Annotated in this window: 25 protein-coding genes; 15 read left to right on the forward strand and 10 right to left on the reverse strand. The window is 68.5% G+C overall.

Annotated features, from left to right (window positions below):
* Positions 1–93: 93 nt before the first annotated feature.
* Positions 94–870 carry an SDR family NAD(P)-dependent oxidoreductase gene (locus AC5RVG_RS05930; protein WP_494013095.1) on the reverse strand — a complete coding sequence of 259 codons (777 nt, stop codon included), beginning with the start codon at positions 868–870 and terminating at the stop codon, positions 94–96.
* A gap of 162 nt (positions 871–1032) precedes the next feature.
* On the opposite strand from AC5RVG_RS05930, the gene AC5RVG_RS05935 reads away from it, so the two are divergent.
* Positions 1033–2193 (forward strand): glycoside hydrolase family 76 protein, encoded by a 1161-nt coding sequence (locus tag AC5RVG_RS05935; protein ID WP_494013096.1) that lies wholly within the window; start codon positions 1033–1035, stop codon positions 2191–2193.
* A gap of 103 nt (positions 2194–2296) precedes the next feature.
* Here AC5RVG_RS05935 and AC5RVG_RS05940 read toward each other — a convergent pair whose 3' ends face one another.
* On the reverse strand, positions 2297–2890 hold the full coding sequence (locus tag AC5RVG_RS05940) for a YdeI/OmpD-associated family protein (RefSeq protein ID WP_494013097.1): 594 nt from the start codon (positions 2888–2890) through the stop codon (positions 2297–2299).
* A gap of 79 nt (positions 2891–2969) precedes the next feature.
* Here AC5RVG_RS05940 and AC5RVG_RS05945 point away from each other — a divergent pair, with 79 nt between their 5' ends.
* Both AC5RVG_RS05945 and AC5RVG_RS05950 read left to right on the forward strand, forming a co-directional pair.
* Complete coding sequence (locus tag AC5RVG_RS05945; RefSeq protein WP_494013098.1) at positions 2970–3728, forward strand: VOC family protein; 759 nt, start codon at positions 2970–2972, stop codon at positions 3726–3728.
* Between the two features lie 119 nt (positions 3729–3847).
* Positions 3848–4387 carry an NUDIX hydrolase family protein gene (locus AC5RVG_RS05950; RefSeq protein ID WP_494002240.1) on the forward strand — a complete coding sequence of 180 codons (540 nt, stop codon included), beginning with the start codon at positions 3848–3850 and terminating at the stop codon, positions 4385–4387.
* A 107-nt stretch (positions 4388–4494) separates the two neighbouring features.
* Here the strand turns inward: AC5RVG_RS05950 and AC5RVG_RS05955 are convergent, their stop codons facing one another.
* Positions 4495–4746: a hypothetical protein gene (locus AC5RVG_RS05955; RefSeq protein ID WP_494002239.1), complete on the reverse strand. Its 252-nt coding sequence runs from the start codon at positions 4744–4746 to the stop codon at positions 4495–4497.
* Between the two features lie 358 nt (positions 4747–5104).
* Between AC5RVG_RS05955 and AC5RVG_RS05960 the strand changes: the two genes are divergently transcribed.
* Both AC5RVG_RS05960 and AC5RVG_RS05965 read left to right on the forward strand, forming a co-directional pair.
* Positions 5105–6013, forward strand: coding sequence for a DUF6707 family protein (locus AC5RVG_RS05960; protein WP_494002238.1), 909 nt, complete (start codon positions 5105–5107; stop codon positions 6011–6013).
* A 55-nt stretch (positions 6014–6068) separates the two neighbouring features.
* Positions 6069–6845, forward strand: coding sequence for an SRPBCC family protein (locus AC5RVG_RS05965; RefSeq protein ID WP_494013099.1), 777 nt, complete (start codon positions 6069–6071; stop codon positions 6843–6845).
* Between the two features lie 42 nt (positions 6846–6887).
* Here the strand turns inward: AC5RVG_RS05965 and AC5RVG_RS05970 are convergent, their stop codons facing one another.
* Positions 6888–7946 carry an FUSC family protein gene (locus AC5RVG_RS05970; protein WP_494013100.1) on the reverse strand — a complete coding sequence of 353 codons (1059 nt, stop codon included), beginning with the start codon at positions 7944–7946 and terminating at the stop codon, positions 6888–6890.
* A 130-nt stretch (positions 7947–8076) separates the two neighbouring features.
* Between AC5RVG_RS05970 and tgt the strand changes: the two genes are divergently transcribed.
* Positions 8077–9336, forward strand: a complete 1260-nt coding sequence (gene tgt, locus AC5RVG_RS05975; protein ID WP_494013101.1) for a tRNA guanosine(34) transglycosylase Tgt — start codon at positions 8077–8079, stop codon at positions 9334–9336.
* Between the two features lie 127 nt (positions 9337–9463).
* On the opposite strand, the gene AC5RVG_RS05980 is transcribed toward tgt, so the two are convergent.
* From AC5RVG_RS05980 to AC5RVG_RS05990, 3 genes are all read right to left on the reverse strand, one after another.
* The gene (locus AC5RVG_RS05980) at positions 9464–9781 is read right to left on the reverse strand and encodes a hypothetical protein (RefSeq protein ID WP_494013102.1); all 318 of its coding nucleotides are present in this window, start codon (positions 9779–9781) and stop codon (positions 9464–9466) included.
* Positions 9778–10209 carry a GNAT family N-acetyltransferase gene (locus AC5RVG_RS05985; protein ID WP_494002233.1) on the reverse strand — a complete coding sequence of 144 codons (432 nt, stop codon included), beginning with the start codon at positions 10207–10209 and terminating at the stop codon, positions 9778–9780. Before AC5RVG_RS05985 ends, AC5RVG_RS05980 begins: the two co-directional genes overlap by 4 nt.
* A 276-nt stretch (positions 10210–10485) precedes the next feature.
* Positions 10486–11199: a TetR/AcrR family transcriptional regulator gene (locus tag AC5RVG_RS05990; protein ID WP_494013103.1), complete on the reverse strand. Its 714-nt coding sequence runs from the start codon at positions 11197–11199 to the stop codon at positions 10486–10488.
* Between the two features lie 321 nt (positions 11200–11520).
* Between AC5RVG_RS05990 and AC5RVG_RS05995 the strand changes: the two genes are divergently transcribed.
* Positions 11521–11757 (forward strand): hypothetical protein, encoded by a 237-nt coding sequence (locus AC5RVG_RS05995; protein ID WP_494002231.1) that lies wholly within the window; start codon positions 11521–11523, stop codon positions 11755–11757.
* On the opposite strand, the gene AC5RVG_RS06000 is transcribed toward AC5RVG_RS05995, so the two are convergent.
* A complete protein-coding gene (locus AC5RVG_RS06000; protein ID WP_494002230.1) occupies positions 11724–12431 on the reverse strand; it encodes a queuosine precursor transporter in 708 nt (235 codons plus the stop codon). The two genes, AC5RVG_RS05995 and AC5RVG_RS06000, sit on opposite strands and share 34 nt — an antisense overlap.
* 199 nt (positions 12432–12630) lie before the next feature.
* On the opposite strand from AC5RVG_RS06000, the gene AC5RVG_RS06005 reads away from it, so the two are divergent.
* Entirely contained in the window at positions 12631–13083 is a 453-nt protein-coding gene (locus AC5RVG_RS06005) for a hypothetical protein (RefSeq protein ID WP_494013104.1), read from the forward strand.
* Between the two features lie 121 nt (positions 13084–13204).
* Positions 13205–14038: a bifunctional hydroxymethylpyrimidine kinase/phosphomethylpyrimidine kinase gene (thiD, locus tag AC5RVG_RS06010; protein WP_494002228.1), complete on the forward strand. Its 834-nt coding sequence runs from the start codon at positions 13205–13207 to the stop codon at positions 14036–14038.
* A gap of 194 nt (positions 14039–14232) precedes the next feature.
* Here thiD and AC5RVG_RS06015 read toward each other — a convergent pair whose 3' ends face one another.
* Positions 14233–14859 (reverse strand): malonic semialdehyde reductase, encoded by a 627-nt coding sequence (locus tag AC5RVG_RS06015; RefSeq protein ID WP_494002227.1) that lies wholly within the window; start codon positions 14857–14859, stop codon positions 14233–14235.
* A 169-nt stretch (positions 14860–15028) separates the two neighbouring features.
* Between AC5RVG_RS06015 and AC5RVG_RS06020 the strand changes: the two genes are divergently transcribed.
* Together AC5RVG_RS06020 and AC5RVG_RS06025 are read left to right on the forward strand one after the other, a co-directional pair.
* Positions 15029–15964 (forward strand): NADP-dependent oxidoreductase, encoded by a 936-nt coding sequence (locus AC5RVG_RS06020; protein ID WP_494013754.1) that lies wholly within the window; start codon positions 15029–15031, stop codon positions 15962–15964.
* A gap of 71 nt (positions 15965–16035) precedes the next feature.
* Complete coding sequence (locus tag AC5RVG_RS06025) at positions 16036–16392, forward strand: iron chaperone (RefSeq protein WP_494013105.1); 357 nt, start codon at positions 16036–16038, stop codon at positions 16390–16392.
* 160 nt (positions 16393–16552) lie between these two features.
* Here the strand turns inward: AC5RVG_RS06025 and AC5RVG_RS06030 are convergent, their stop codons facing one another.
* Complete coding sequence (locus AC5RVG_RS06030; RefSeq protein WP_494002225.1) at positions 16553–17032, reverse strand: TetR family transcriptional regulator; 480 nt, start codon at positions 17030–17032, stop codon at positions 16553–16555.
* A gap of 225 nt (positions 17033–17257) precedes the next feature.
* Here AC5RVG_RS06030 and AC5RVG_RS06035 point away from each other — a divergent pair, with 225 nt between their 5' ends.
* The 4 genes from AC5RVG_RS06035 to AC5RVG_RS06050 all read left to right on the forward strand — a co-directional run bounded on the left by AC5RVG_RS06035 (position 17258) and on the right by AC5RVG_RS06050 (position 22072).
* A complete protein-coding gene (locus AC5RVG_RS06035) occupies positions 17258–18484 on the forward strand; it encodes an MFS transporter (protein ID WP_494013106.1) in 1227 nt (408 codons plus the stop codon).
* A gap of 426 nt (positions 18485–18910) precedes the next feature.
* Positions 18911–20560 (forward strand): catalase, encoded by a 1650-nt coding sequence (locus tag AC5RVG_RS06040; protein ID WP_494013755.1) that lies wholly within the window; start codon positions 18911–18913, stop codon positions 20558–20560.
* Between the two features lie 140 nt (positions 20561–20700).
* Positions 20701–21771 carry an NAD-dependent epimerase/dehydratase family protein gene (locus AC5RVG_RS06045; protein WP_494013107.1) on the forward strand — a complete coding sequence of 357 codons (1071 nt, stop codon included), beginning with the start codon at positions 20701–20703 and terminating at the stop codon, positions 21769–21771.
* 82 nt (positions 21772–21853) lie between these two features.
* Positions 21854–22072, forward strand: a complete 219-nt coding sequence (locus tag AC5RVG_RS06050) for a hypothetical protein (RefSeq protein ID WP_494002222.1) — start codon at positions 21854–21856, stop codon at positions 22070–22072.
* Positions 22073–22129 lie beyond the last annotated feature (57 nt).

Below are 22129 nucleotides of genomic sequence, written 5' to 3' on the forward strand. Positions count from 1 at the left end.
GACCGTGCGGTTACTTGGGCGCCACCCGGAAGGTGCCGGGTACCTGGGCGCAGCCCGGCAGCGCCGGTTACTCCCCCGCCACCGACCCTTCGGTTACTTGGGCGCCATCCGGATCGCGCCGTCCAGCCTGATGGTTTCGCCGTTGAGCATCGAGTTGGCCACGATGTGCGCGGCCAGCTCCGCATACTCGGCCGGCCGGCCCAGCCGGGACGGGTGCGGCACCTGCCGGCCGAGCGAATCCTGCGCCTGTTGCGGCAGCCCGGCCATCATCGGCGTCTCGAAGATGCCCGGCGCGATGGTGACCACCCGGACCAGCGAGCGTGCCAGTTCGCGGGCCAGCGGAAGCGTCATGGCAGCCACTCCGCCCTTGGATGCGGCGTAGGCGGGCTGGCCGATCTGGCCGTCGAAGGCCGCCACGGAGGCGGTGTTGATGATGACGCCACGCTCGGGCCCGCCCAGTTCGGTTTCCACCGGTTCGGTGGCGGCGATGGCGGCGGCGGCCAGGCGAATCACGTTGAAGGTGCCGACCAGGTTGACCTGTATCACCTTGGCAAACGCCTCCAGCGGCAGGACCCCGTCGCGGCCCAGCACTTTGCCCGGGGTGGCGACGCCGGCGCAGTTGACCACGATCCTTAGCGGTCCCAGCGCCGCGGCCGCCTCCACCGCGGCCTGCACCTGTTCTTCATCGGTCACGTCGGCGGGCGCGAACACGGCCCGGTCCCCGAGTTCGGCGGCGAGCTCTTTCCCCTTCGAGCCGGGCAGGTCCATCAGCACTACCGACGCACCGGCGGCATGCAGCCGGCGGGCCGTCGCAGCCCCCAGCCCCGATGCTCCGCCCGTGATCAACGCTACGGTTCCGGCTACCTCCACTGGATCCTCCTCTGGGTCCTCAACACTCATACCTCCGGCCGCCTGCCGCCTGCCTGCCGGCGGCATTGCAACCCTCAGCCTAGTGTGGCCCGGCGCACACCCCGGGCATCGGCGGGCAGATTCCGGCCTGCGCCGCGCCGATCCGCCGTTAGGCTGGTCCACATGCCCACCCTGCCCGGCGGCGGAGCATTCCGCCCGCCCAACCCTGTTCTGGCGGCAGGACGCGCGGACGAGGCCGCCATCGCCGTGGTCCGCCATTTCCGCCAGCGCCTGCTGGGCCTTCCGTTCACCATGCTGGGCGCGGTCCGCCGACCCTCCCCCGGCCGGGGCGGGCCGTGGCACTACTGGTGGCAGGCCCACTTCCTGGACTGCCTGGTGGATGCCGGGTGGCGGGAGCTGTGCCGGGGCCGGCATTACGACGGCGGCACCGGGCCGAGCGCCGGCCGTATCGCCGCGCGGCTGCTGCGCACGCTGCGCTGGCGCAACGGATTCCGCTTCGACAACGCCTACTACGACGACATGGCCTGGCTCGCGTTGGCGGCGCAGCGGCTGGACATGCTGGCCGCCGAGGCGCACAAACCCCGCTTCCGGAACAGGGCCGCGGCTCGCGGCCTGCTGCCACAGCTGGAATCGGCGCACACCCCGGACCTGGGCGGAGGCCTGTTCTGGAACACCGCCAGGGACTTCAAGAACACCCCCGCCACGGCACCGGCGGCCCTGTATCTGGCGCGCACGGGCGACCGGGCGCAGGCCGCCCGGCTCCTGGACTGGTTGGACGCCACCCTGTACGCGCCCCGGCAGCGGCTGTATCTCGACGGCGTCCGGGTCGCCGGCGGCCGGCCGGTTTTGGTAGACGACCTCTACACCTACAACCAAGGGCCGGTGCTCGGGGCACTGCTGGAAACGGGCCGCGACGCCGACCTGGCGCGGGCCGCCGAACTGGTGCAGGGCATCGCGGCCGGTTTCGTCCAACGACCTTCGGCGACCGACGGCGACGGCGGTCAACTCGTCCTGCGCACGCACGGCGCCGGCGACGGCGGCCTCTTCACCGGGATCCTGGCCCGCTACCTGGCTTTGGCAGCCCGCTCCGACCGACTGCCGGACTCGGCGCGGGAACTGGCGGCGCGGATGGTCTCGGACACCGCGCAAGGCTTCTGGGACGGGCGGACCATCGGAAACCACCGTGCCGGGGAGGTGCTGGTTTTCTCCCCCGACCCCGCGGTTCCGGCCGCCACAGCGGGCGGGGCATGCGTCGGCGTCGAGCTGTCCACCCAACTGCAGGCCTGGATGACCCTGGAGGCCGCCGCCACGCTGCCCGCTTGAGTGGGCGTCTGCACGGGGGTCGGCACGGGGAAGTGAACGGACGTCGGAACGGGCGGGTGAAGCGGCGCAGTCCGGGGCGTGCGCACGGGCCTTCGGCCGGCCGTCAGGACGGCTTCTTCTGCTGCGGATACGGTGTTTCCTGCCGGGCCAGCGTCTCCACGAAGCCGGCGATCTTGCGCTGCCGGGCGGCATCGGTCTTCAGCTGGGCCAGCCGGTGGATCAGCGCGAAGCGGTTCTGCGAGGTGAGCACCTCGAACATCGCCTGCGCTTCCGGGACGGCGGCGATCGCCGCGGCCAGGTCTTCGGGCACCTCGGCCGTGGCGGGCCCGGCGTAGGCCTTCTCCCAGCGGCCGTCGGCCTGCGCCGCGGCCACTGCAGCCCGGCCGGCCTCGTGCATCTTCCCGGCCTGCTCCAGCCGCTCGATGTGCCCGACGTTCCGCAGTGACCAGATGCTGCGCTTCGTCCGCGGGGTGAAGCGTTGGAAGGTGCTTTCCGCGTCGCGCCGCTTGCCTTGCCCGTCGATCCAGCCGAAACACAACGCCTCGTCCAGGGCGGCGGCATAATCCAAGGCTGTGACCGTGCCGCCCTTCTTGCCCAGGATCAGCCACACGCCGGCCGACGTAGCATGATTCACCTCCAACCAGGCCCGCCACGCGGCAGCGTCTGGCACCAGCAACTCCGGAAGCTCAACGGCCATGCCCTCATGGCAGCACGGCAGGGCCGCGCCGTCTAGTGTTTTGGGGTATCGTCCCGTGCCGGCCCAAGGAGGAACCCAAATGCTGCGCGTCCGTCCCGTATTGTCCACCTCCCGCATCGGGCCGTGGCGGGACTTGTTGACCGAGGCGGGGCTGGCCTGCGTGGCCCACGACGGCGGTGCCCGGCTGGAGTTCGCCGCCGGCTCGGGGCGGCTGGACCTGCGCCTGGCCGATCACGGCGACGCCGCCGACGCCCGCGTGGAACTGGGCTTCGAGGTCCGCGACCTCGACGAATTTGTCCGCCGCACCGTGGCCGACGGCACGTTGGCGGAAATCGAGGAGGCCGGCGACGGCCGGGCCGCGCGGATCACCGCACCCTCGGGCCTCAGCTTCCTGGCACGGGCCGCCGCGCCGGCGTTCGGGCACGACGCCGGGCACCACCCGCCCGATCCGGCGCTAACCGTCATGCCGGTCTGGGTGACGCCGGACGTATCCGGTGCTGCGGCCACCCTCCGCGGAATCGGCGCGCGTCCCCGGTTCAGCGGCGACGGCACCTGCGTGGTCTTCGCGGCGAAGAACGGCGGGCTGGTCGAGGTACAGCCAGGCGGTACGGAGCAGCTTGGGCTGGCCTTTGAGTACGACGGCGACCTGTGCGCCTTACGGGGGCGCCTCGCCACGGCCGGTCACGACTGTTCCCGGGCGGGCGAGGACGGCCGGGAGGTCCTGCTGGTGGGGCATCCTGACGGCGCGGACCCGGCCGGCGGAGGGTACCTGCGGTTCAGCGCCCCGCGAAACGGTTCGGCTGGAGACCACCCGCTGCCGGGCACGCTTTGGCCCTGACGGGACCGGCGGTTCCGCGGTTCTGGCGGGTCCGGCCGTGGCTGGGCTGCACTGGAACGGACGCGCCGGGCGGGGCGGCCGGCGTGACTGGCGTCGCAGGGGTGCGGTAGAACAAGTACATGAGCGTACGTACTCCCGACCCGTATCCCGGCTGGCTGTCCCACGAGGACCTGCACGAGGCGCGGCAACGCCTGCCGATGCTTTACGTAGAGGCGGTGCCGGTGCGGCTGGACTCGCTGGGATATGTCACGGAGATCGGCCTGCTGCTGCAGGCTTCGGACGAAGGCGAGATGGTGCGCACGTTCGTCTCCGGCCGGGTCATGTACCGCGAGACGGTCCGGGCCGCCCTCTTGCGCCATCTGGAGAAGGACCTCGGCCCGCTGGCCCTGCCGCAACTGCCGGCCAGCCCGGTGCCTTTCACGGTGGCGGAATACTTCCCCTCGCCGTCCGAGACCGGGCTAACCGATGACCGGCAGCATGCCGTGGCCCTGGCCTACGTCATCCCGGTCACCGGGGAATGCAACCCGCGCCAGGACGCCCTGGAACTGAGCTGGATGACGCCGGAAGATGCGCTGAGCCAGGCGGTCCAGTCCGAATTCATCGGCGGCCGCGGCAACCTGCTGCGCCAGGCCTTGGCTCACGCGGGCTGGTGCCGCTGACCGCCGCCCGGATGTCGGAGGGCTTACCGCCCGGTGGGTCGGCGGGCTGACCGCGGCCGAGTGCCGGCGCAGGCCTCCCGCCGAGTGCCGGCGGCTTGACCGCCCGGCTACTTCGGCAGCATCCAGACGTACATCTGGGCGGCGAGGTCCCGGGACTCCTCCCGGTGCTGGTCCTGGTAGCTCAGCCGCTTCAGCTGGACCGGCCGCTGGCTGCGGCGGTTGGCCAGATCCGTCAGGGCCGCGCCGGCGGCATGCAGCAGCACGGTCAAACGGCTCCTGCTGCGGAACTGCTCGGGGTACACGGGGGCGTGTGTCGGCGCTTCGCCAAGGCGGGCCTCCGGGGCAAGAATGATGCTCATGGCTGGTTCAGCTTTCACAAGGATGTAGGGCTGCTGTGCGTGAGGTGCTTCGTCGGAACAACCGACGAGGTACGGTTCCGGCGGGAACTTCGATGTCTTGACGCTATCGGCGATCGCGGTCATCTTTGGTCCTCGATCCCGAGCCGGACACCGATTTTTTGGGCCCGCGGTCTCCGGTGCCGAGATCAACGCCCGGGCGAACCGTCCCTATTCCCAGGATTTGGACAGCGCGAGAGGCCGCTCACAATCCATCGTTTCATCAGGTCTGCGGGCTGGACACCGGGCCGCACCTCCCCCCGAAAAGATAACGAATTCATATACTGTTCAGACGATCGCGAGCGTGACTAAGGATTTACCCATGACGGAACAGCAGGCCGAGACATACATCCACCATGTCAAGGCCGAGGCCGTGGCCGCGGGCGCCCGGTTCCTGACCCGCTCCGGCGAGCACTCGGCGCCGGTGGCGAGCACCGCCGTCGTACCCGACGATTTCGGCACGCCGGCGCTGGTGGTGGCCACGCTGGAAGACGGCAGCAAGGTGCGCATTGCCCACGGCTCGCGCATCCGCGTGGCTTCCTCCCGCCGGCCCGCGCCGCTGCCCGGCGCGCTGGCGCTGGCTGAACTGGAACTGATCCCGGCTGAGGAAGGCACTCCCGAGGCGGTGGTGGTCGAGGTGGCGCGGGCACACGCACGCAATGCCCGGGTGCAGCGGCTGGCCGCACGCCTGAGCCGGGGCCTCAACACCAAGGCCGGCAGCCACCTGCAGGACGTGCGGGACCTGGCCCATATCCTGTTCGTGGAGCTGGACGATCGCGAACGCGCACTCACAGTCTGCCGGCTGATCATCGACCAGCCGTTCGACGGGAACTTCGGCCGGTGGAAATGGATTCAGTCGGCGATGGCCATGGCCGCCTACATGCTGCGCGAGTCCGGCGACGAGGAGGACCAGCAGGAAGCCCGGAGGCTGGCCGAGGCGCTGCGCACCCCCGACGACGCCGACGAGGACCCGTTCCGCGCGAAGGTCAACGCGGAGGTCCGCCAGCGCCAGCTGAACGAGCCGAACCTCTACGACAAGGAAATCCACCGCGCCATGGCCGCCGCCGACCGCGACGTGGAGCGTGAGTGGCGCGAACTGCGCTTGAGCTCATTGTTGTACCTGCGCACGCACGGCGGATCGGAGACCCTGGAGCCGGTCGAGTTGGACCGCCGGATCAGCAACGAGCTGGTGGCGATCCGCGCACTGGACGCCCAGCAGCGGAACTCCTAGACCCGTTCCGCCCGACTCTGGCCACCCCTGCGGCCCCGCGGGTAGAGTCGGCCGCATGACGGATAGCGGCGTTGCACCGGCGACCGGTCCCCTGAGCGTCCACATCAATGCGGACGCCCGCCAGGTCTGGGTCATGCTGCGCGAGCCCAGGTCCATTGCACAGTGGCACGGCTGGGACATGAAGGGCCTGGACGAGGAGATCCGCGAGATCTACTTCACCGGTGCCACCGAATCCGAAGACCACAAACAACTCAGGCTGAGCGACGGCGATGCCTTTATCCTGAAGCCGGTGGGCGACGGCGTCCAGCTGAGCCTCGAGCGCGGCCGGGAGTCCGGCGAGAAGTCCGACGAGTGGTGGGAGGACGTCACCGAAGGCTGGCTGACCTTCCTGCAGCAGCTGCGGTTCGCCCTGGAGCGGCACCCCAACGACCCACGCCAGACCACGTACCTCGGCGCGGACTCGCTGCCGCCCGGCGGCCTGCTCGCCAGCCTGGGACTCGACAACCTGCCGGAGCCGGACGAGCCGTACTCCGCCACGCTGTCCACCGGTGAGGCTCTGTCCGGCAAGGTGTGGTTCCGGTCGGAGCGCCAGCTCGGGCTGACGGTGGATTCATACGCCGACCATGGCGGCGGCCTCCTGATTGTTGCGACGACGCCGCCGCATCCGGAGGGCCGGCCGGAGGGCGGCTGCCAGGTGCTGATCAGCTGTTACGGCCTTGGTGCCCGCCGGCTCGCCGAAATCCGGAAAGCCTGGGACGGCTGGCGCAGCAGCGCGCTGCCCGTCGCCGACCCGCTGGTGCTCGGCAGCACCGCGGGGCCGGTCGCCGACTAGACCACCCCGCACCAGCCCGGAGGGCGGGCGGGCGAACCCCGCTCATCCCTCGCCGCGGTGCTTGCGTTGGAAGCGCCGCCGGTTCTTCATGCGCACGGTGCGCTGGTGCATCAGGTACACCAGACTCAGCCCTACCAGCGCACCGATCGCGGTCTGCAAAGCCCGGTCCACCATCAGCTCCTGAGGATCCGTGGGGGCAGCGAGCTCGGTCATGATCAGGGCCAGCGGCGTGATGAAGATCAGCGCGAGGGCATAGTGGCGCAGCACGAACATCTCGGCCGCGAACTGCAGCGCCACCACCATCAGCACCAGCACCCACGGCGCCGGGTGCGGGGCCAGCAGCACCCCGGCCACCGCCACGCCGGCAAAGGTGCCCAGGATGCGGTGCACGCCCTTGTTCACCCGCTGGACCAGGCTGGGGCCGGCGATCGGGGCCACCGCGGCGACCATCGCCCAGTAGTTGTGCCCCAGACCCACCATGGTGGCGAGCGTCCCGGCCGCGAGCGCCGCGACGGCATTCGCGCCGGCCTCCACCGCGAATTCCCGCCAGTGTGCGGCGGTCAGTTCCTGTTTCGGCGGCGCGGCCATGGACGTCCGCCAGGACGGCACCAACCGGCTGCTGATCCCGATCAGCATGGCCAGCACCACGCTCACCAGTCCGGTCAGCATCGCCTGCCACAACGGCGCCGTCGGCGGAATCGAGCCGATGGCGGCATAACCGAAGGTGAAGAAGATGACCCCGGCCGGCCGCAGCCGGAGGTAGTTGACTGCCAGGGAGCACGACCCGGCTACCACGGTGGTGCCGAACACGATCCCCCAGGGTCCGGCGTCGGACTGGGCAGTGAGCGCGCCAAGGAACATGACCATCAGGATCAGGACGCCAAACCAGCCTTGGTGCCGCAGCCTGGAGCCGTGTGCTTCGCCGCGGCCGTAGATCCCCGTGAAGGCGCCGAAGGCGGCGAATACCATCAGGTCAAACCGGCCGAACGCCAGTAGGGCAAGCAGCGGCAGGCCCACGCTGAGGCCGCAACGCGTGGCAACAATATGGTCTTGGCGCGCCGGACCAACCCGGAAGAACTCGCGCACGTGCTGCTTCAGCATGCCTTCCGCCTTTCGGTTGCCTACTGTAGCTACCTTGCTCCCGTCTTTCATCGGGCGCAGCCACGCACGCACCGCCCACGCACCCAGTGCCCCGGAGTCCGGCCGCCGCCCGGTAAGGCAAAATGGTGGGGTGCCCCAGTCTGATTTTTCCTTTCGCGTCGGCAGCCGCCTGTCCGACACCGCCAGCCCCGCCCCCGCCCAGGTAGAAGACAACGGGGGCGCGTTCCAGGGCCGGACCGGAACCATCACCACGCCGCACGGAGAGATACAGACCCCCGCCTTCATCGCCGTCGGCACCAAGGCCACGGTCAAGGCCGTCCTCCCCGAGTCGATGAAGGAGCTCGGCGCGCAGGCCCTGCTGGCCAACGCGTACCACCTGTACCTGCAGCCCGGGGCGGCGGTGCTCGATGCGGCCGGCGGGCTGGGCAGGTTCATGAATTGGGACGGGCCCACCTTCACCGACTCCGGCGGCTTCCAGGTGATGAGCCTGGGCTCCGGCTTTAAGAAGGTCATCAGCATGGACGCGGCCGCGGCCGGCAGCGGCTCCGACGACCGGGTGGCACCCGGCAAGGAACGCCTGGCCCATGTGGACGACGACGGCGTCTGGTTCAAGTCCCATCTCAACGGCGACAGGCACCGCTTCACGCCGGAGATCTCCATGCAGGTGCAGCACCAGCTCGGGGCGGACATCATGTTCGGCTTCGACGAACTGACCACGCTGATGAACTCGCGCGGCTACCAGGAGGAGTCGCTGGAACGGACGCGGCGGTGGGCCGAGCGGTGCGTGACCGAGCACGAGCGGCTCACCGAGGAGCGCTCCCACCGGCCGTATCAGGCACTCTTCGGCGTTATTCAGGGCGCCCAGTACGAAGACCTGCGCCGCAAGGCCTGCCGCGACCTCGGAGCGATGAACTTCGACGGCTTCGGCATCGGCGGCGCGCTGGAGAAGGAGAACCTGGGCACCATCGTGCGCTGGTGCACCGAGGAGCTGCCCGAGGACAAGCCCCGCCACCTGCTGGGCATCTCGGAACCCGACGACATCTTCACCGCGATCGAGAACGGCGCCGACACCTTCGACTGTGTCTCCCCCACCCGGGTGGCGCGCAACTCCGCGTTCTACACGCCCGACGGCCGCAAGAACCTGTCCAACCGCCGGTTCAAAATGGACTTCACCCCCTTGGTGGACGGCTGCGACTGCTACACCTGCGGAAACTACACGCGCGCCTACATCCACCACCTCTACAAGGCAAACGAGATGGTCAGCCACACGCTGATCTCCATCCACAATGAGCGCTTCACGGTAAAACTGGTCGACGACGCGCGGCTGGCCATCGACGACGGTTCCTTCTTTGACTTCAAGGCCGAGGTGCTCGGCCGCTACTACGCCTGATCTACCGGCGCGGCCCGGAACAGGGTTTCGGCAGGCCGGAGGCGGGTCAAGGTCCGGGCAGGCGGAAGGCCGCCGTCGTTTCCGTGAGAACGACGGCGGCCTTCCGTGTCTTGGTGCGGGCCGGGTATCAGGCAGCCAGCGCCACGTCGGAGAGCTCGGTGGCCGGAGCCAGAATGCTCAGCCAGCAGTCGGACTGCCCGGGGTCGGCATATGCGGGCAGCGCTCCGGCCTCCGCACATCCTTGCAGGTCTGCCAGGACTGCCCCGTCCACGGAGGCATTCTGCAGGTCAATGGTTATCTGAAGTCCTGACGCCAGCGAGTTTGCCCGCCTGGCCAGAGAGTAGACGGCCAAAACGTTCCGCTCGTCGACGCGCCCGCGTACCTCGATGTGCGCGGCCGAGCACTCCAGGTCGACCCGGACCGTGACCTTGAGTTTGCCACTCATCGGGCCGCTGCCTTCGGCGCAGCGGAACTTCGGGCCGTTGCCTTCGGCGCGGTGGAATTCCGGGCCACACCGGAGGACACCCGGCGCCGGCGACGACCCGCCCCGGCCTTGCTCTCCAAGGCCCACGACTTATGGAAGCGGCTGCGCTGTTCCTGCGGTACCAGCCGGAGGAACACAGGATGGTTAAAGACCTGCTGCCGGGCTTCCTGGCAGAACGGCAATACGCGCAGGCGGCGGCGGTGGGCTTCAACCAATGCCCGGCGCACCAATTCGTCGGCCAGGCCAAGCCCGCGGTGCAAACGGTCTTCGTCAATCTGGAGAAGCCACATCTCACCGTCTTGGATCTTGTACTGCAGCGACGCCGCTACTTCTCCGTCTACATAGGCGTCGAAGCGTGATGCGTCGTAGTTGTTGCGTATGACCTGCATGCCTCTCCTCACTTAGCGTCTCCAACCGGAGGGCGCGGGCGTGGCCCGACCGGACCCCTGGCTGGGAACCTCGGTCCGGCGGTGCCGGACCAAACGGTAATCATGCTTACAATGTAAGCAAAGCATGCTTATTATCAATCTGCAAAACGGCGCAGCTAAATTGCCTTACTACGGACGCAATAACGTGCGACGGCGGAAGCGCCGCGGCACGGTGGCGAAGGGATAGTGCACGACGGCGGAAGCGCCGCCGCGGCACGGCGTGGATCGTATCCGCGCTCAGGAAAGCTGGCTGTCCAGGCGCTCGAGCAGCCAATCCAGCGAGGCTTCGAATTCCTGCTTGGCGCGGTCTTGGGAAAGTAGGCCCTGCAGTTTCTGCAGCAGCGGATAGTCGGTGAGATCGGTTTGGCCGGGCGGCGGTGGCGTGCCCTCCTCGACCGGCCCTATGTCGGCACCGAGCGCGGCCACCTCCAGCAGCAAGTGGCCAATAAGGAAACTGCTGAAGGCCCGGTAGGCCTCCACCGCCTGCTCATTGCTGAAGCCCGCGCCGGTCATGGCCTTGAGGAACGACTCCACCCACTTTAGGCTGCGCAAGGGCGGCTGGACCCAGGGGGCCTCCGTCGGGCGCGTGGCAATCAGCGGGAACACCTCGGGATGCTTGACCGCAAGCCGCCGCAGCCCGTGGGCCAGCCGCAACAGGTAGTCCTGCCACCCGTGGCGGGGTTCTACATACACTTCCGGGTCGCTGTACAGCTCATCGACCACTATCTCCACGATGCCGTCGAGCAGATGCTCCCGCGACGGGACGTAGCGGTAAAGCGACATGGCTTCGACATCCAGCTCCGCGCCGAGCCGCCGCATGCTTAACTGGCGGACCCCGTGCTGCTCGATGAACGCCGCGCCCGCCTCCAGGATCCGCTGTCGATCCAGTCGCTGCCTGTCGTGGCTGCCATGGCCCGCATCAGCCGTCGAAGATGTTTCGGGTTCGACCATTGACCGCTCCCTCCTGCATTCGCGCCCCAGCCTACGCGCCGGGCTCAGCCCTGTCCTCCCGCCGACCGGCCGGAGCCCCCTCGGCAGCCGGTTAATCCGGTACCAAAAGTACGTGATTTTCCGCGGTAACCCGCGGTTTTGCCGCCGTTGGCGAAAGTATGAAAAGTTTTGGGCAGAAGACGCCACAAAATCGGCGGCGGGGCTCGATTTCCCCAGGGCTTACATTGTAAGCTGGGGCTTCCGGGCCCCGGACTCCGCACCACCGATGCCGACATGCCCTTCGGGCGGGATTCATCCCTCGGCAAGATAGGAAGTAGAGCAATGGATGAGCACTTGAAACAGGTCTGGACCGCCTCCGCGGCTGTAGAAACGCTGCAGGGCGAAATGGACCAGGCGGAGACGATCCTGGACTCTGCAATTGACGAAGCGCTCAAGGCCGGGGCCGCCCCGGAGGAGATCAGCGGGGCAGCGAACCTGTCGCCGACGGAGCTCAGTGAACGCGTCCCGGCGCTCGCCGCCGAGGATCAGCCGGCGGACGAAGAAGGCGCCGCGCTGTAGGACGGTTCGCGCTTCTTCACCCGCCCGATGACGGCAGTCGTGACGGGAACGAAGAGGAATTCCACCGCGGTCTTGTAGACGAAGCCGACGACCACGTAGTTAATGAACGTGGGGACATCGCCGATGCCGATCACCGAGGCCGCGATGGAACAGAAAATGAGCGTGTCCGCGAACTCGCCCACACCTGTCGAACCCATCAGTCGCGCCCACAACCGGCGTTCGCCCCAGCGCTCCTTCATGCGCACCAGCACCCAGGAATTCAGCGTCTGCCCCACGAGGAAGCCCAGGAGGCTGGCCAGCACGATCAGCGGCACCGGGCCGAGCGCACCTTCAAGTGCCTCTTGTTTCATCTGCCCGAACTCGTCGTCAAAGCCCGGCAGCGCGATGATCACCCAGTAGCACAGCGAGGCGAAGACCGACAGCGCGAAGGTGGTGAGGATGGCTTTCCGCGCCACCTTGAAGCCGTAGACCTCGCTGATCACGTCGCCCAGAATGTACGCCAGCGGGAACAGGAAAAATCCGCCGTCAGTAATGATCGGGCCCAGGGCCACGCCCTTGGAGGCGCCGATGTTGGACAGGATCAGGACCACCGCCATTACGGCAAGCATGACGCCGAAGTAGGGGCTGCCGATCGAGGCAAAGCGGGCAGGCGTGCGGGATTTCAGTTCAGTCATCAGTGGTGTTCACCCTCGTAGTAGTGGTTCGCGCAACGTTTCGCACCTCACGGTGACCTGAAGAAACGTCCGCTGTATTAGCACTAGGGGTCCGTCTGCCACCCGGACCGCCTACCATTCTCCCATGCGCGCGGGGCTTCGCGCTCCGGCGCCTGCGATGCCCGACTGCTCCACGGCGCCGCCGTCCTATTCTGGCTGTATGAGTGAGGAGCCCGAACCCGACGACTTCGAGGACGACAACCCGCGCCACCGGGTGACGTTCGGGTTCGGGGCCTTCGTAGTCGGATTCCTCGTGGCCGTCTCCGTATTCGCGCTGGGCGCCCTGCTGCTCACCCTGGCCGGCGGCCCGCTTAGCTGGCACCAATTCGCGTCGGCCGCGCTCCTGGCGCTGGTCGTCGGGTTGTACGCCGGCGGCATCGGGCTGGTCATCGGTGCACCCATCGCCTTCGTGCTGGGCATGTTGCTCCGGCCGGTGGCTAACCAATGGCTGCACGTGCTGGCGTTCTTCGCGGTCATGACGGCTGCTTCTTTTCTGATCCTGGTCTCGCTCTCCAGCGGCGACCCGCTTGGCACGCTGGAACTGGCAGCGCTGATCGGGCTGGCCGCGGCAATCGGCCGGTCTAGCGTATGGCGGATGGTGGACATCCGCTGAGCCAGCGTGCGCTTGAGTGCGGCAGCCGGCTCAGCGGATGGCCACCGCGCAGTCGCCGGGCGGTGGGCACCGCCGTCGTCGTCATTAGGAGCCTGAGGGTCTGTCAGTGGAAAATAACCGCATGTCTGTTTCCATCACCGAAACCAACCGGCCCGCCATTACGCTGACCATCGCCGGCTCCGAAGCCACCGGAGGCGCGGGAGCCCAGGCCGACCTGAAGACCTTCCAGGCTTTGGGCACCTACGGCATCACCGCCCTGACCTGCATCGTGTCCTTCAATCCCCAGGACAACTGGAACCACCGCTTTGTCCCGGTGGACGCCGGCGTCATCGCCGATCAGCTGGAGGCGATCCAAACCTGCTACGAAGGTTCGCTGAAGACGGTCAAGCTGGGCATGCTCGGCTCGCCCGCGACCATCGACACGGTCGCGGCGGCGCTGCAGAACCAGGAATGGGACAACATCGTGCTGGACCCGGTACTGATCTGCAAGGGGCAGGAACCCGGCCACGCGCTGGACACCGACCAGGCCCTCAAGGCCCAGGTGTTGCCGCTGGCCACCTTCGTCACCCCGAACCACTTCGAGGCCGAATCCCTCTCCGGGATCACGATCAACGACGTCGAGGACCTGAAACGGGCCGCCAAGATCATCCATGAGGCCTCCGGCGCCGCGGTGCTGGCCAAGGGCGGCGTGCGCCTCGCCGGCCCGGACGCGGTGGACGTCTTTTACGACGGCGAAACCCTCGAAGTGCTCTCCGCGCCGAAGGTCGGCGAGGTGGCCGTCTCCGGTGCCGGCTGCTCGCTGGCCGCCGCGGTGACCGCCGAACTGGCCAAGGGCGCCACCCCGCTGCAGGCGGCCAAGACCGCCAAGCACTTCGTCACCGAGGGCATCAAGGCGCGGGTTTCCTCCCACGCCCCGTTCGACGCACTCTGGCAGGGCGGCGCCGCGCTGTCCTGACCGGCCGGCGACGCCGTGGCGCCCTGTCCGGCGGGGCGCGCGCTGTCATGACCGGCAGGCACTGTGCTGTCCTGGCTGTCCTTCCGGTGGCGGCCCTCGCCCGCCACCCTTAAACGCCGACGGCGGCGCCCTCCCCCGGGAAGCTAGCGAGCCCCCGGTGGGTGGGCACCGCCGTCGTCAGCGGTTTGACGGGATCAGACCGTCTGCACGGCGATTTCCGCGTCCAGGCGGGGCAGCCGCGGGAACCAGGGGTTCTCGCCCGGGGTGCCGATGTTGACCACCATGAACGTGCGGTGGGAGGTTCCGGCGTTGAAGTCCTCGTCGATGCCGGCGGCGTCGAACGCGCCCATCGGGCCGGCGTGCAGGCCCACGGCGCGGACGGCCATGATGAAGTAACCGGCCTGCAGCCACGCGTTGTTCTTGGCGACCTCGGCGCGCATTTCGGCGTTGTCGTCGAACATTGCCTTGCGCTCGGGAGCGTGCGGGAAGAACGTCTCGAAGTGCTCGTGCCAGTCGGCGTCGTAGCTGAGCACGGCGACCATCGGAGCCGTCAGCGTCTTGGCGCGGTTGCCCTCCGCCATGCGGGCGCCCAGCTTCTCGCGGGCCTCGGCGGACCGGACCCAGGTGATGCGCAGCGGCTGGTTGTTCATCATGGTCGGGCCCATCTTGGCCAGCTCATAGATGGCGGCGAGCTGCTCGTCCGAGACCGGCTCGGCGGAGAAGGTGTTCGCGGTGCGGGCTTCCAGGAACAGCTGGTTCGCGGCCTCGCGGTCCACGGCCAGTTCGTTCTCGAGGCTGACGTCAACGGTTTCGACGCTCATGTGACTCCTTAGTTGCGGGATGGGTCTACAGGGTTGAACACCGCCCCTCCATGCCGGAATTTCCTGCGGGCCTGTGAGGTTCGTTACGCGGCCCTCTGCATAGGCAAGGCTTGCAACCCGCCGCTAGGGTGGAGCGAAAACAGGAAGGCGGCATTCGTTGGTTAAGACCATGCAGGCCATGACCTACTCGCGGTACGGCGGGCCGGAGGTCCTGGAGCAGTCGGAGGTTCGGCGGCCAAAGGTGGCACCGGGTGCGGTGCTCATCCGGGTCAAAGCGGCCAGCGTGAACCCGGTGGACTGGAAAGTGATGGCCGGCGGACTGGACGCGATGCTGGACGTGCACTTCCCGGTGATTCCCGGCTGGGACGTGGCCGGAGTCGTCGAGGAGGTGGGACCGGATACCCCCGAATACGCTCCCGGCGACGAAGTCTACGCCTACGGCCGCCGGGACACCGTGAGCGGCGGAACCTACGCGGAGTTCGTGGCGCTGCCGGTATCCATGGTGGCGCGCAAGCCGAAATCGCTGGGCTGGGAGCAGGCCGCCGGGCTGCCGCTCACCGGCATGACAGCACAGCGGACCCTGGACGCCTTGGCCCCGTCAACCGGCGAGACAATCCTGATCCACAACGGGTCCGGCGGCGTCGGTCGAATCGCCATCCAGCTCGCCACCGAGCGCGGCCTCCGGGTCATCGCCACCGCCTCCAAGCAACACCACCAACGGCTGCGGGAGTTCGGCGCGGAACCGGTGGAATACGGCGACGGGCTGGTGCACCGCGTGCGCGGGCTCGCTCCGCAGGGCGCGGACGCCGTGGCGGACTTCGCGGGAGGGGTTTTGGAGGAAACCTTGGCCGTGCTGCGCAACGGCGGCCGGCACGCGTCGATCGCCGATCCGACCGCAGCCAAGCACGGTGGCCGCTACATCTGGGTACGCCCGGACGCTGCCGAACTCGCGCGGCTGAGCGCGCTGGCCGACGCCGGCAAGCTCACCGTGGACCTCGACCGCACGTTTTCGATGGATCAGGCCGCGGACGCGATGCGCTACAGCCAGGAGGGCCACGCGTCCGGCAAGATCGTGCTGACGCCGTTTGCGGGACACGCCGGCTAGGACGTGGCCGGATAGGACGTCTGATAGGGCAAGGCCGGAAGGCGGCAGGTGGGTCAGGATGGCGGAGCAGTTTGCGACGATCGACGATTACATCGCGTCGTTCCCCCGAGGACGTCAGGATCATCCTGCAGGGCATCCGGCAGACCATCCACAGCGCCGTCCCGGGGGCTGAAGAGAAGATCAGCTACGCCATACCGACCATCATGTTTGAGGGACACTATCTGGTCTATTTCGCCGGCTGGAAACACCACGTCTCGCTCTACCCCGTACCGGAAGCCGATGCGGCGCTGCAGCACGACATGGAACCGTATCTGGCGGCCAAGGGAACCCTGAAGTTTCCGCTGGGAAGGCCCGTTCCGTACGACCTGATCACCCGGGTGGCCAAGGCTTTGGCCCGGCAGCGCGGCCACGACGCAACCGACGCCTAGTTCCCCTCGGACGGCCCGGACCCCTCACGACGACGGGCCCGCCCCCAGCGGTTGAGCTGCGGCGGGCCGGTTACAGCGACGGCCCGCCCCCAGCGGTTAAGCTGCGGGCGGGCCCGGTTACGACGACGGGAACACCCCTACGACAGCGGGCCGGCGCTGGTCAGTCCTTCTGCGACGCCCGTCCCTTCGGCGCCAGCTCGGCCAGCAGTTCCTTGAGCCGCGCGTCGGTCAGGTACGTCATGCCGGTGAGCACGTCGGTGATCCGGCGCCGGTCCTCCGGCTTGAACCGCGTGCTGTCCAGCATGTCGGAGACCCACAGCCCGTCCATCGCCAGCCGGACGATGATCCCGATGATGCCCACGGGCTCGCGCGGGTCGAGATCCTGCCGGTCCAGCCGCTGGTTAAGGTAGACCAGCGACTCGGCCAGGTTCGGCTGCCGTATCGCGGTCGACAGCAACGCCGTCTGGTTGCGGTCGTTGTTGGCCCTGGCGTCGGAAAACGCCGCGATGTAGGCGCGCTCCTCGGCGCCCAGCGGCTCCGGATCGGCGTCGGCCCGCTCGCCCAGCTCGTGCACCAATTCCATGATGATCGCTTCGACGTCGCGCTCGACCTCGTCGATCGGCGCCCCAGGTTCGAACATGTTGCCCTCCCGTAGTTCCCCGGCGGGTTTGCCGCCTTGGCCAGTCTATCCACGGCGGTGCGGTGCCGCCGCGCCTCGGCATGGTGCGCCGAGCCCGCCCGGCTCCGCCCATATCGTAGTCAACTATTACGACGCCGGCGCCCGTCTTACGTGCCGCGCGTCCCCCTTCTCCGGCCGCGGATAGTCTGTACGGGCAACTAATCGAACCCGCCGGAAAGGAGCAGCGTGGCCACCACCAGCGCCATCCGGCCGCGGGCAGACGCGGCATGGATCGTCGTCGTCCTGGCCGGCGTCACGGCCGCCATGCACATCTGGAAGCTGCCGTCGGCCATTCCCGTGATCCGTGACGAGCTCGGCATGTCCCTGGTGCAGGCCGGAGTGCTGCTGGGCGTGGTGCAGGTGGCCGGCATGGTCGGTGGCCTGGCGGTTTCCCTGCTGGCGGAAATGATCGGCGCACGCCGCTGCCTGCTGGCCGGCCTCTGGCTGCTCATCATCGGATCGGTCATCGGGGGGTTCGCCGACTCGGCCGCCGTGCTGATGGCCTGCCGCGGACTTGAAGGGGCGGGCTTCCTGCTGACCACGGTGGTGGCGCCAGGGCTCATCCGGGCGAACACGCCCGGGGTCCGCGTCAACCTGGCGGTCGGCTTCTGGAGCGCGTACCAGGGCTTCGCGACCTTCGCCGGGCTGGTGGCCAGCGCGCTTATCCTGCAGGCCACCAGCTGGCACACGTGGTGGTGGATCATGGCCGCCCTGACGCTCATTCCGATCCCGCTGGTGCTGAAGTTCGTGCCACAGGACCCGCGGCGCGACGGTTCCGGCCTGCCCGCGGCCACCCGTCGCATCGGCCGCACCGTCCGGTCCCCCAAGCCGTGGATCGCCGGCGTGGTATTCGCCTGCTACACCGTCCAGTGGATGGCCGTGGTCGGTTTCCTGCCCACCATCTACGAGCAGAACGGGGTCACCGGGATCTGGCCGGGCATCCTGTCCGCGGTGGTGGGCGGCCTGAACGCGCTGGGGGCCATCGGCGCCGCTCCCCTGCTGCAGCGCGGCGTCCCCCCGCGGCTGCTGATGATCCCCACCTTCATCCTGATGGGCACCACGACGGTGCTCACCTTCGGCATCGACTGGACCGTTGCGCCGGGCGGCATGGCCATCCAGTTCGCCTGCGTGTCGCTGTTTTCCATGGTGGGCTCGGTGATCCCGTCCACGCTCACCCGCATGGCCGTGGACTTGGCGCCGGCGGACGGGTCCCCGCCGGCCGCCATGGGGTTGATGCAGCAGATTTTCAACGTCGGCAACTTCACCGGCCCGGCCATGATCGCCTGGCTGGCCACGGTTACCGGCGGCTGGCAGTCCACCTGGTGGATGACCTGCGCGTTCGCGGCCCTTGGCATTGGCCTGAGCGTGTACTTGAGCGAGAAACGCCTGGGGCTTAGCTTCGCCCACCGGTAGGTCCGGGCGGGGCGGGGCCGGGTCCGGGCCCGGGGGTCCGGACCGGGCGTCCGGTGTGTTCGCTCCCATGTATCGGAGTAACTGCCCATCTTTGGCTACCCCTAAAGCGCGCTGACTAGGCGAAACGTCGGGAGCCGCCGCCAAGACGTGGGAGCGAAAAGCACCGCCCCCGTCCACTCCCGCGAAGCTCCCGCCGCACCGCCCCCGTCCACTCCCGGGAAGCTCCCGCCGCACCGCCACGTCCACTCCCGCGAAGCTCCCGTCGCACCGCCCCGGCCGCTCCCGCGAAGCTCCCGCCGCACCGCCACGGGCACTCCTCCGCGAAGCCCGGCCGCGTCTTCGTCGGACTCTTGCCCTCGCCGCGGCCGAGGAGGAAGCTGGAATCACGGCAAGCGGCCTCCCCCTTTTCCCCAGGAGTGATCAGTGATGACCGATGCGGCCCAGTCCCCGGACCAGCCCCTGACCAACCGCCAGGGCCACAAGGTCTACGACAACCAGAACACGCGAACCATCGGCGCCCGCGGCCCGGCGACCCTGGAGAACTACCAGTTCCTGGAGAAGATGAGCCACTTCGACCGCGAGCGCGTGCCCGAACGCGTGGTGCATGCGCGCGGCACCACAGCCTTCGGCTACTTCGAGGCCTACGGCAAGTGGGGGGACGAGCCGATCGGCAGGTTCACCCGCGCCAAGCTGTTCCAGGAAGCGGGCAAGCGCACCGACCTCGCCATCCGTTTCTCCACCGTGGCCGGCGGCCGTGATTCCTCCGAGGTGGCCCGCGACCCGCGCGGATTCGCCGTGAAGCTCTATACCGAGGACGGCAACTGGGACATGGTCGGCAACAACCTGGGCGTGTTCTTCATCCGCGACGCGATCAAGTTCCCCGACTTCATCCACTCGCAGAAGCCGGACCCGGTAACGTTCGAGGCGTCGGTGCCGAACCGGGCGATGGACTTCTTCAGCCAGTCCCCTGAATCCATGCACATGGTCATGCTGGTCTTCAGCCCGCGCGGCATCCCCGCCGACTACCGGCATATGCAGGGCTTCGGCGTGAACACCTACAAGTGGGTCAATGCCGCCGGCGAGACGGTGCTGGTGAAGTACCACTGGATGCCCAAGCAGGGCGTGAAGTCGCTGACCGCCGAGGACGCCGCGAACGTGCAGGCGCAGACCCTCGGGTCACACACCAAGGACCTCTACGACGCCATCGAAGCCGGCAACTACCCCGAGTGGGAGCTGGTGGTGCAGATGATGTCCGACGACGAGCATCCCGAGCTCGACTTCGACCCGCTGGACGATACCAAGGTCTGGCCGGAGGAGCAGTTCCCTCCCCGGCCGGTCGGCCGGATGGTGCTGGATCGCACCGCCAAGAACTTCTTCGCCGAGAGCGAGCAGATCGCGTTCGGCACCGGCGTGCTGGTGGACGGCCTCGACTTCTCCGACGACAAGATGCTCGTCGGCCGCACGTTCTCCTACAGCGACACCCAGCGTCACCGGGTGGGCCCGAACTACCTGCAGCTTCCGGTCAACAGCCCGAAGGTGCCGGTGGCCACCAACCAGCGGGACGGCCAGTTGACGCACTTTGTGGACACCGCGCCGGGCCAGAACCCGCACGTGAACTACGAGCCGACTATCACCGGCGGGCTGCAGGAGGCGGCGAAGGATTCCGGTTACCACCACGCCGTCGGTCCCGAGATCGGCGGCCGGCTGACCAGGGAACGGATCGAGCGGACCAACGACTACCTGCAGGCCGGCCAGCGGTTCTACCTGCAAGAGGACTGGGAGCGCGAGGACCTGATCACCAACCTGACCAACGCGCTGGCGCAGTGCGACCGGCCGATCCAGGAGCGCATGCTCTGGCACCTCTACATGATTGCGGACGAGCTCGGCCAGGGCGTGGGCGGCGGCATCGGCATCTCGCTGGACGAGGTGAAGGACCTTGGGCCTCTGGCCAGCCAGAACCTTTCCGAAGCGGAGCAGCAGTGGATGGCCAACCTCGGCAAGAACGGGCCGCGGGACGTTTCCGGGCTGACCATGACGCACTGCGTGCCCAACGAACGCGTCAAAGTGGAGCGGTAGCCGTACCGCGCGACCTCCACGTTTAAGCGGCGGCTGACCTGCGGAAATCCCGGACGGCGGCCGAATCCAGCCCGGATTCCGGCGGCCGGCCGCCCAGCCGGGCCCTCGCCAAGCCGTGGCATCCGCGGTAGCGTCTGTCCATGCGAGTCGCCGTGGTCGGAGCCAGCGGGAACGTCGGTACAGCAGTGCTGCGCCGGCTGCAGAAGGCGCGGGGCGAACGCGCGGACGACGTGGAGATCGTCGGCATCGCGCGGCGGCTGCCCGATGCCACGACGGAACCGTACGACGGCGTCACGTGGGTTTCGCTGGACATCGCCTCCCGCGATGCTCGGGAAAGGTTGACGCAGGCGTTTAAGGGATGCGACGCCGTCGTCCATCTCGCGTGGCTGCTGCAACCGAACCACGATGAAGGGCAGTTGCGCCGGGTGAACGTGGACGGCACCGCGAACGTGCTCGCCGCTGCCACCAACGCCGGCGTTGGGCAAGTAGTCTGCGCCTCGTCGGTCGGCGCGTACAGCCCCGGCCCGAAGCACTCCCGCGTCCGCGAGGATTGGCCGGCCAGAGGCATCGCCAGCTCGCACTACAGCCGGTTCAAGGGCCAGCAGGAAGCGCTGTTGGACGAGTTCGCCGACGATCACCCGGAAATTAAGGTGGCGCGGCTGCGGCCCGGCCTGATTTTCCAAGCCGAGGCCGGCAGCCAGATCGGCCGCTACTTTGTGGGCCGGTGGATCCCCAAGTTCTTCGTCAACCGGCTGCGGCTGCCGCTGTTCCCGTTCCCCGAGGAGTTCATCTTCCAGGCATTGCATGCCAACGACGTGGCGGACGCCTACTGGCGGGTGCTGGACCAGGGCGCGAGGGGCGCCTTCAACGTGGCGGCCGAACCGGTGGTAACGCCCGGACTCGTCGCCTCCCTGTTCGGTGCCCGGCGCTGGCTGCCCGTTCCCGTGCCGCTGGTGCGGCAGTTGGTCGGCGCCGCGTGGTCCCTCCGGCTGCTGGCCAGCGACCCCGGCTGGGTGGACATGGCCCGCTACGCTCCGGTCATGGACACCAGCCGGGCCAGGGACGAACTCGGCTGGACACCGCAGGTGGATTCGCTGTCGGCGATCCGTGAAGTCCTGGCGGGAATGGCCGGGGCCGGAGGTGTCACCGAATCCCCCGCGATGCGCCCGCGCAGCCGCTGGACCCGTGCGAAGCCGGAGACCGGCGCGTAGTGTGGCCCCATGGGAAGCCGCGCGAAGAGCGCAGCTGCCCGGTCTGATCCCACAGGACGACCCGCTCGAGAAGGAGGACCTGATGAATCCGAACGAGGAGCGGCGCCCGGAACACCCGGACGACGCGAATGACGACACTCTGACTCCCGCCGACGCAGGCGGCATCGACAAGGAAGTCAACGAGGCCCACATCCCGGTCCACGGTGACGAGAAACTCGCCGACGACCTGGTCAAGAAGGCCTACGGCGACAAGGACCAGGACGGCCGCGGGGACGCGCCCAACGCGCCTTTCCCCGGCTGACTGGCACCGCCCGCACCTCCACCTAGCACCGCCCATCAACCGTCTACAGACAGGAGC

Source organism: Arthrobacter senegalensis (assembly GCF_059091765.1).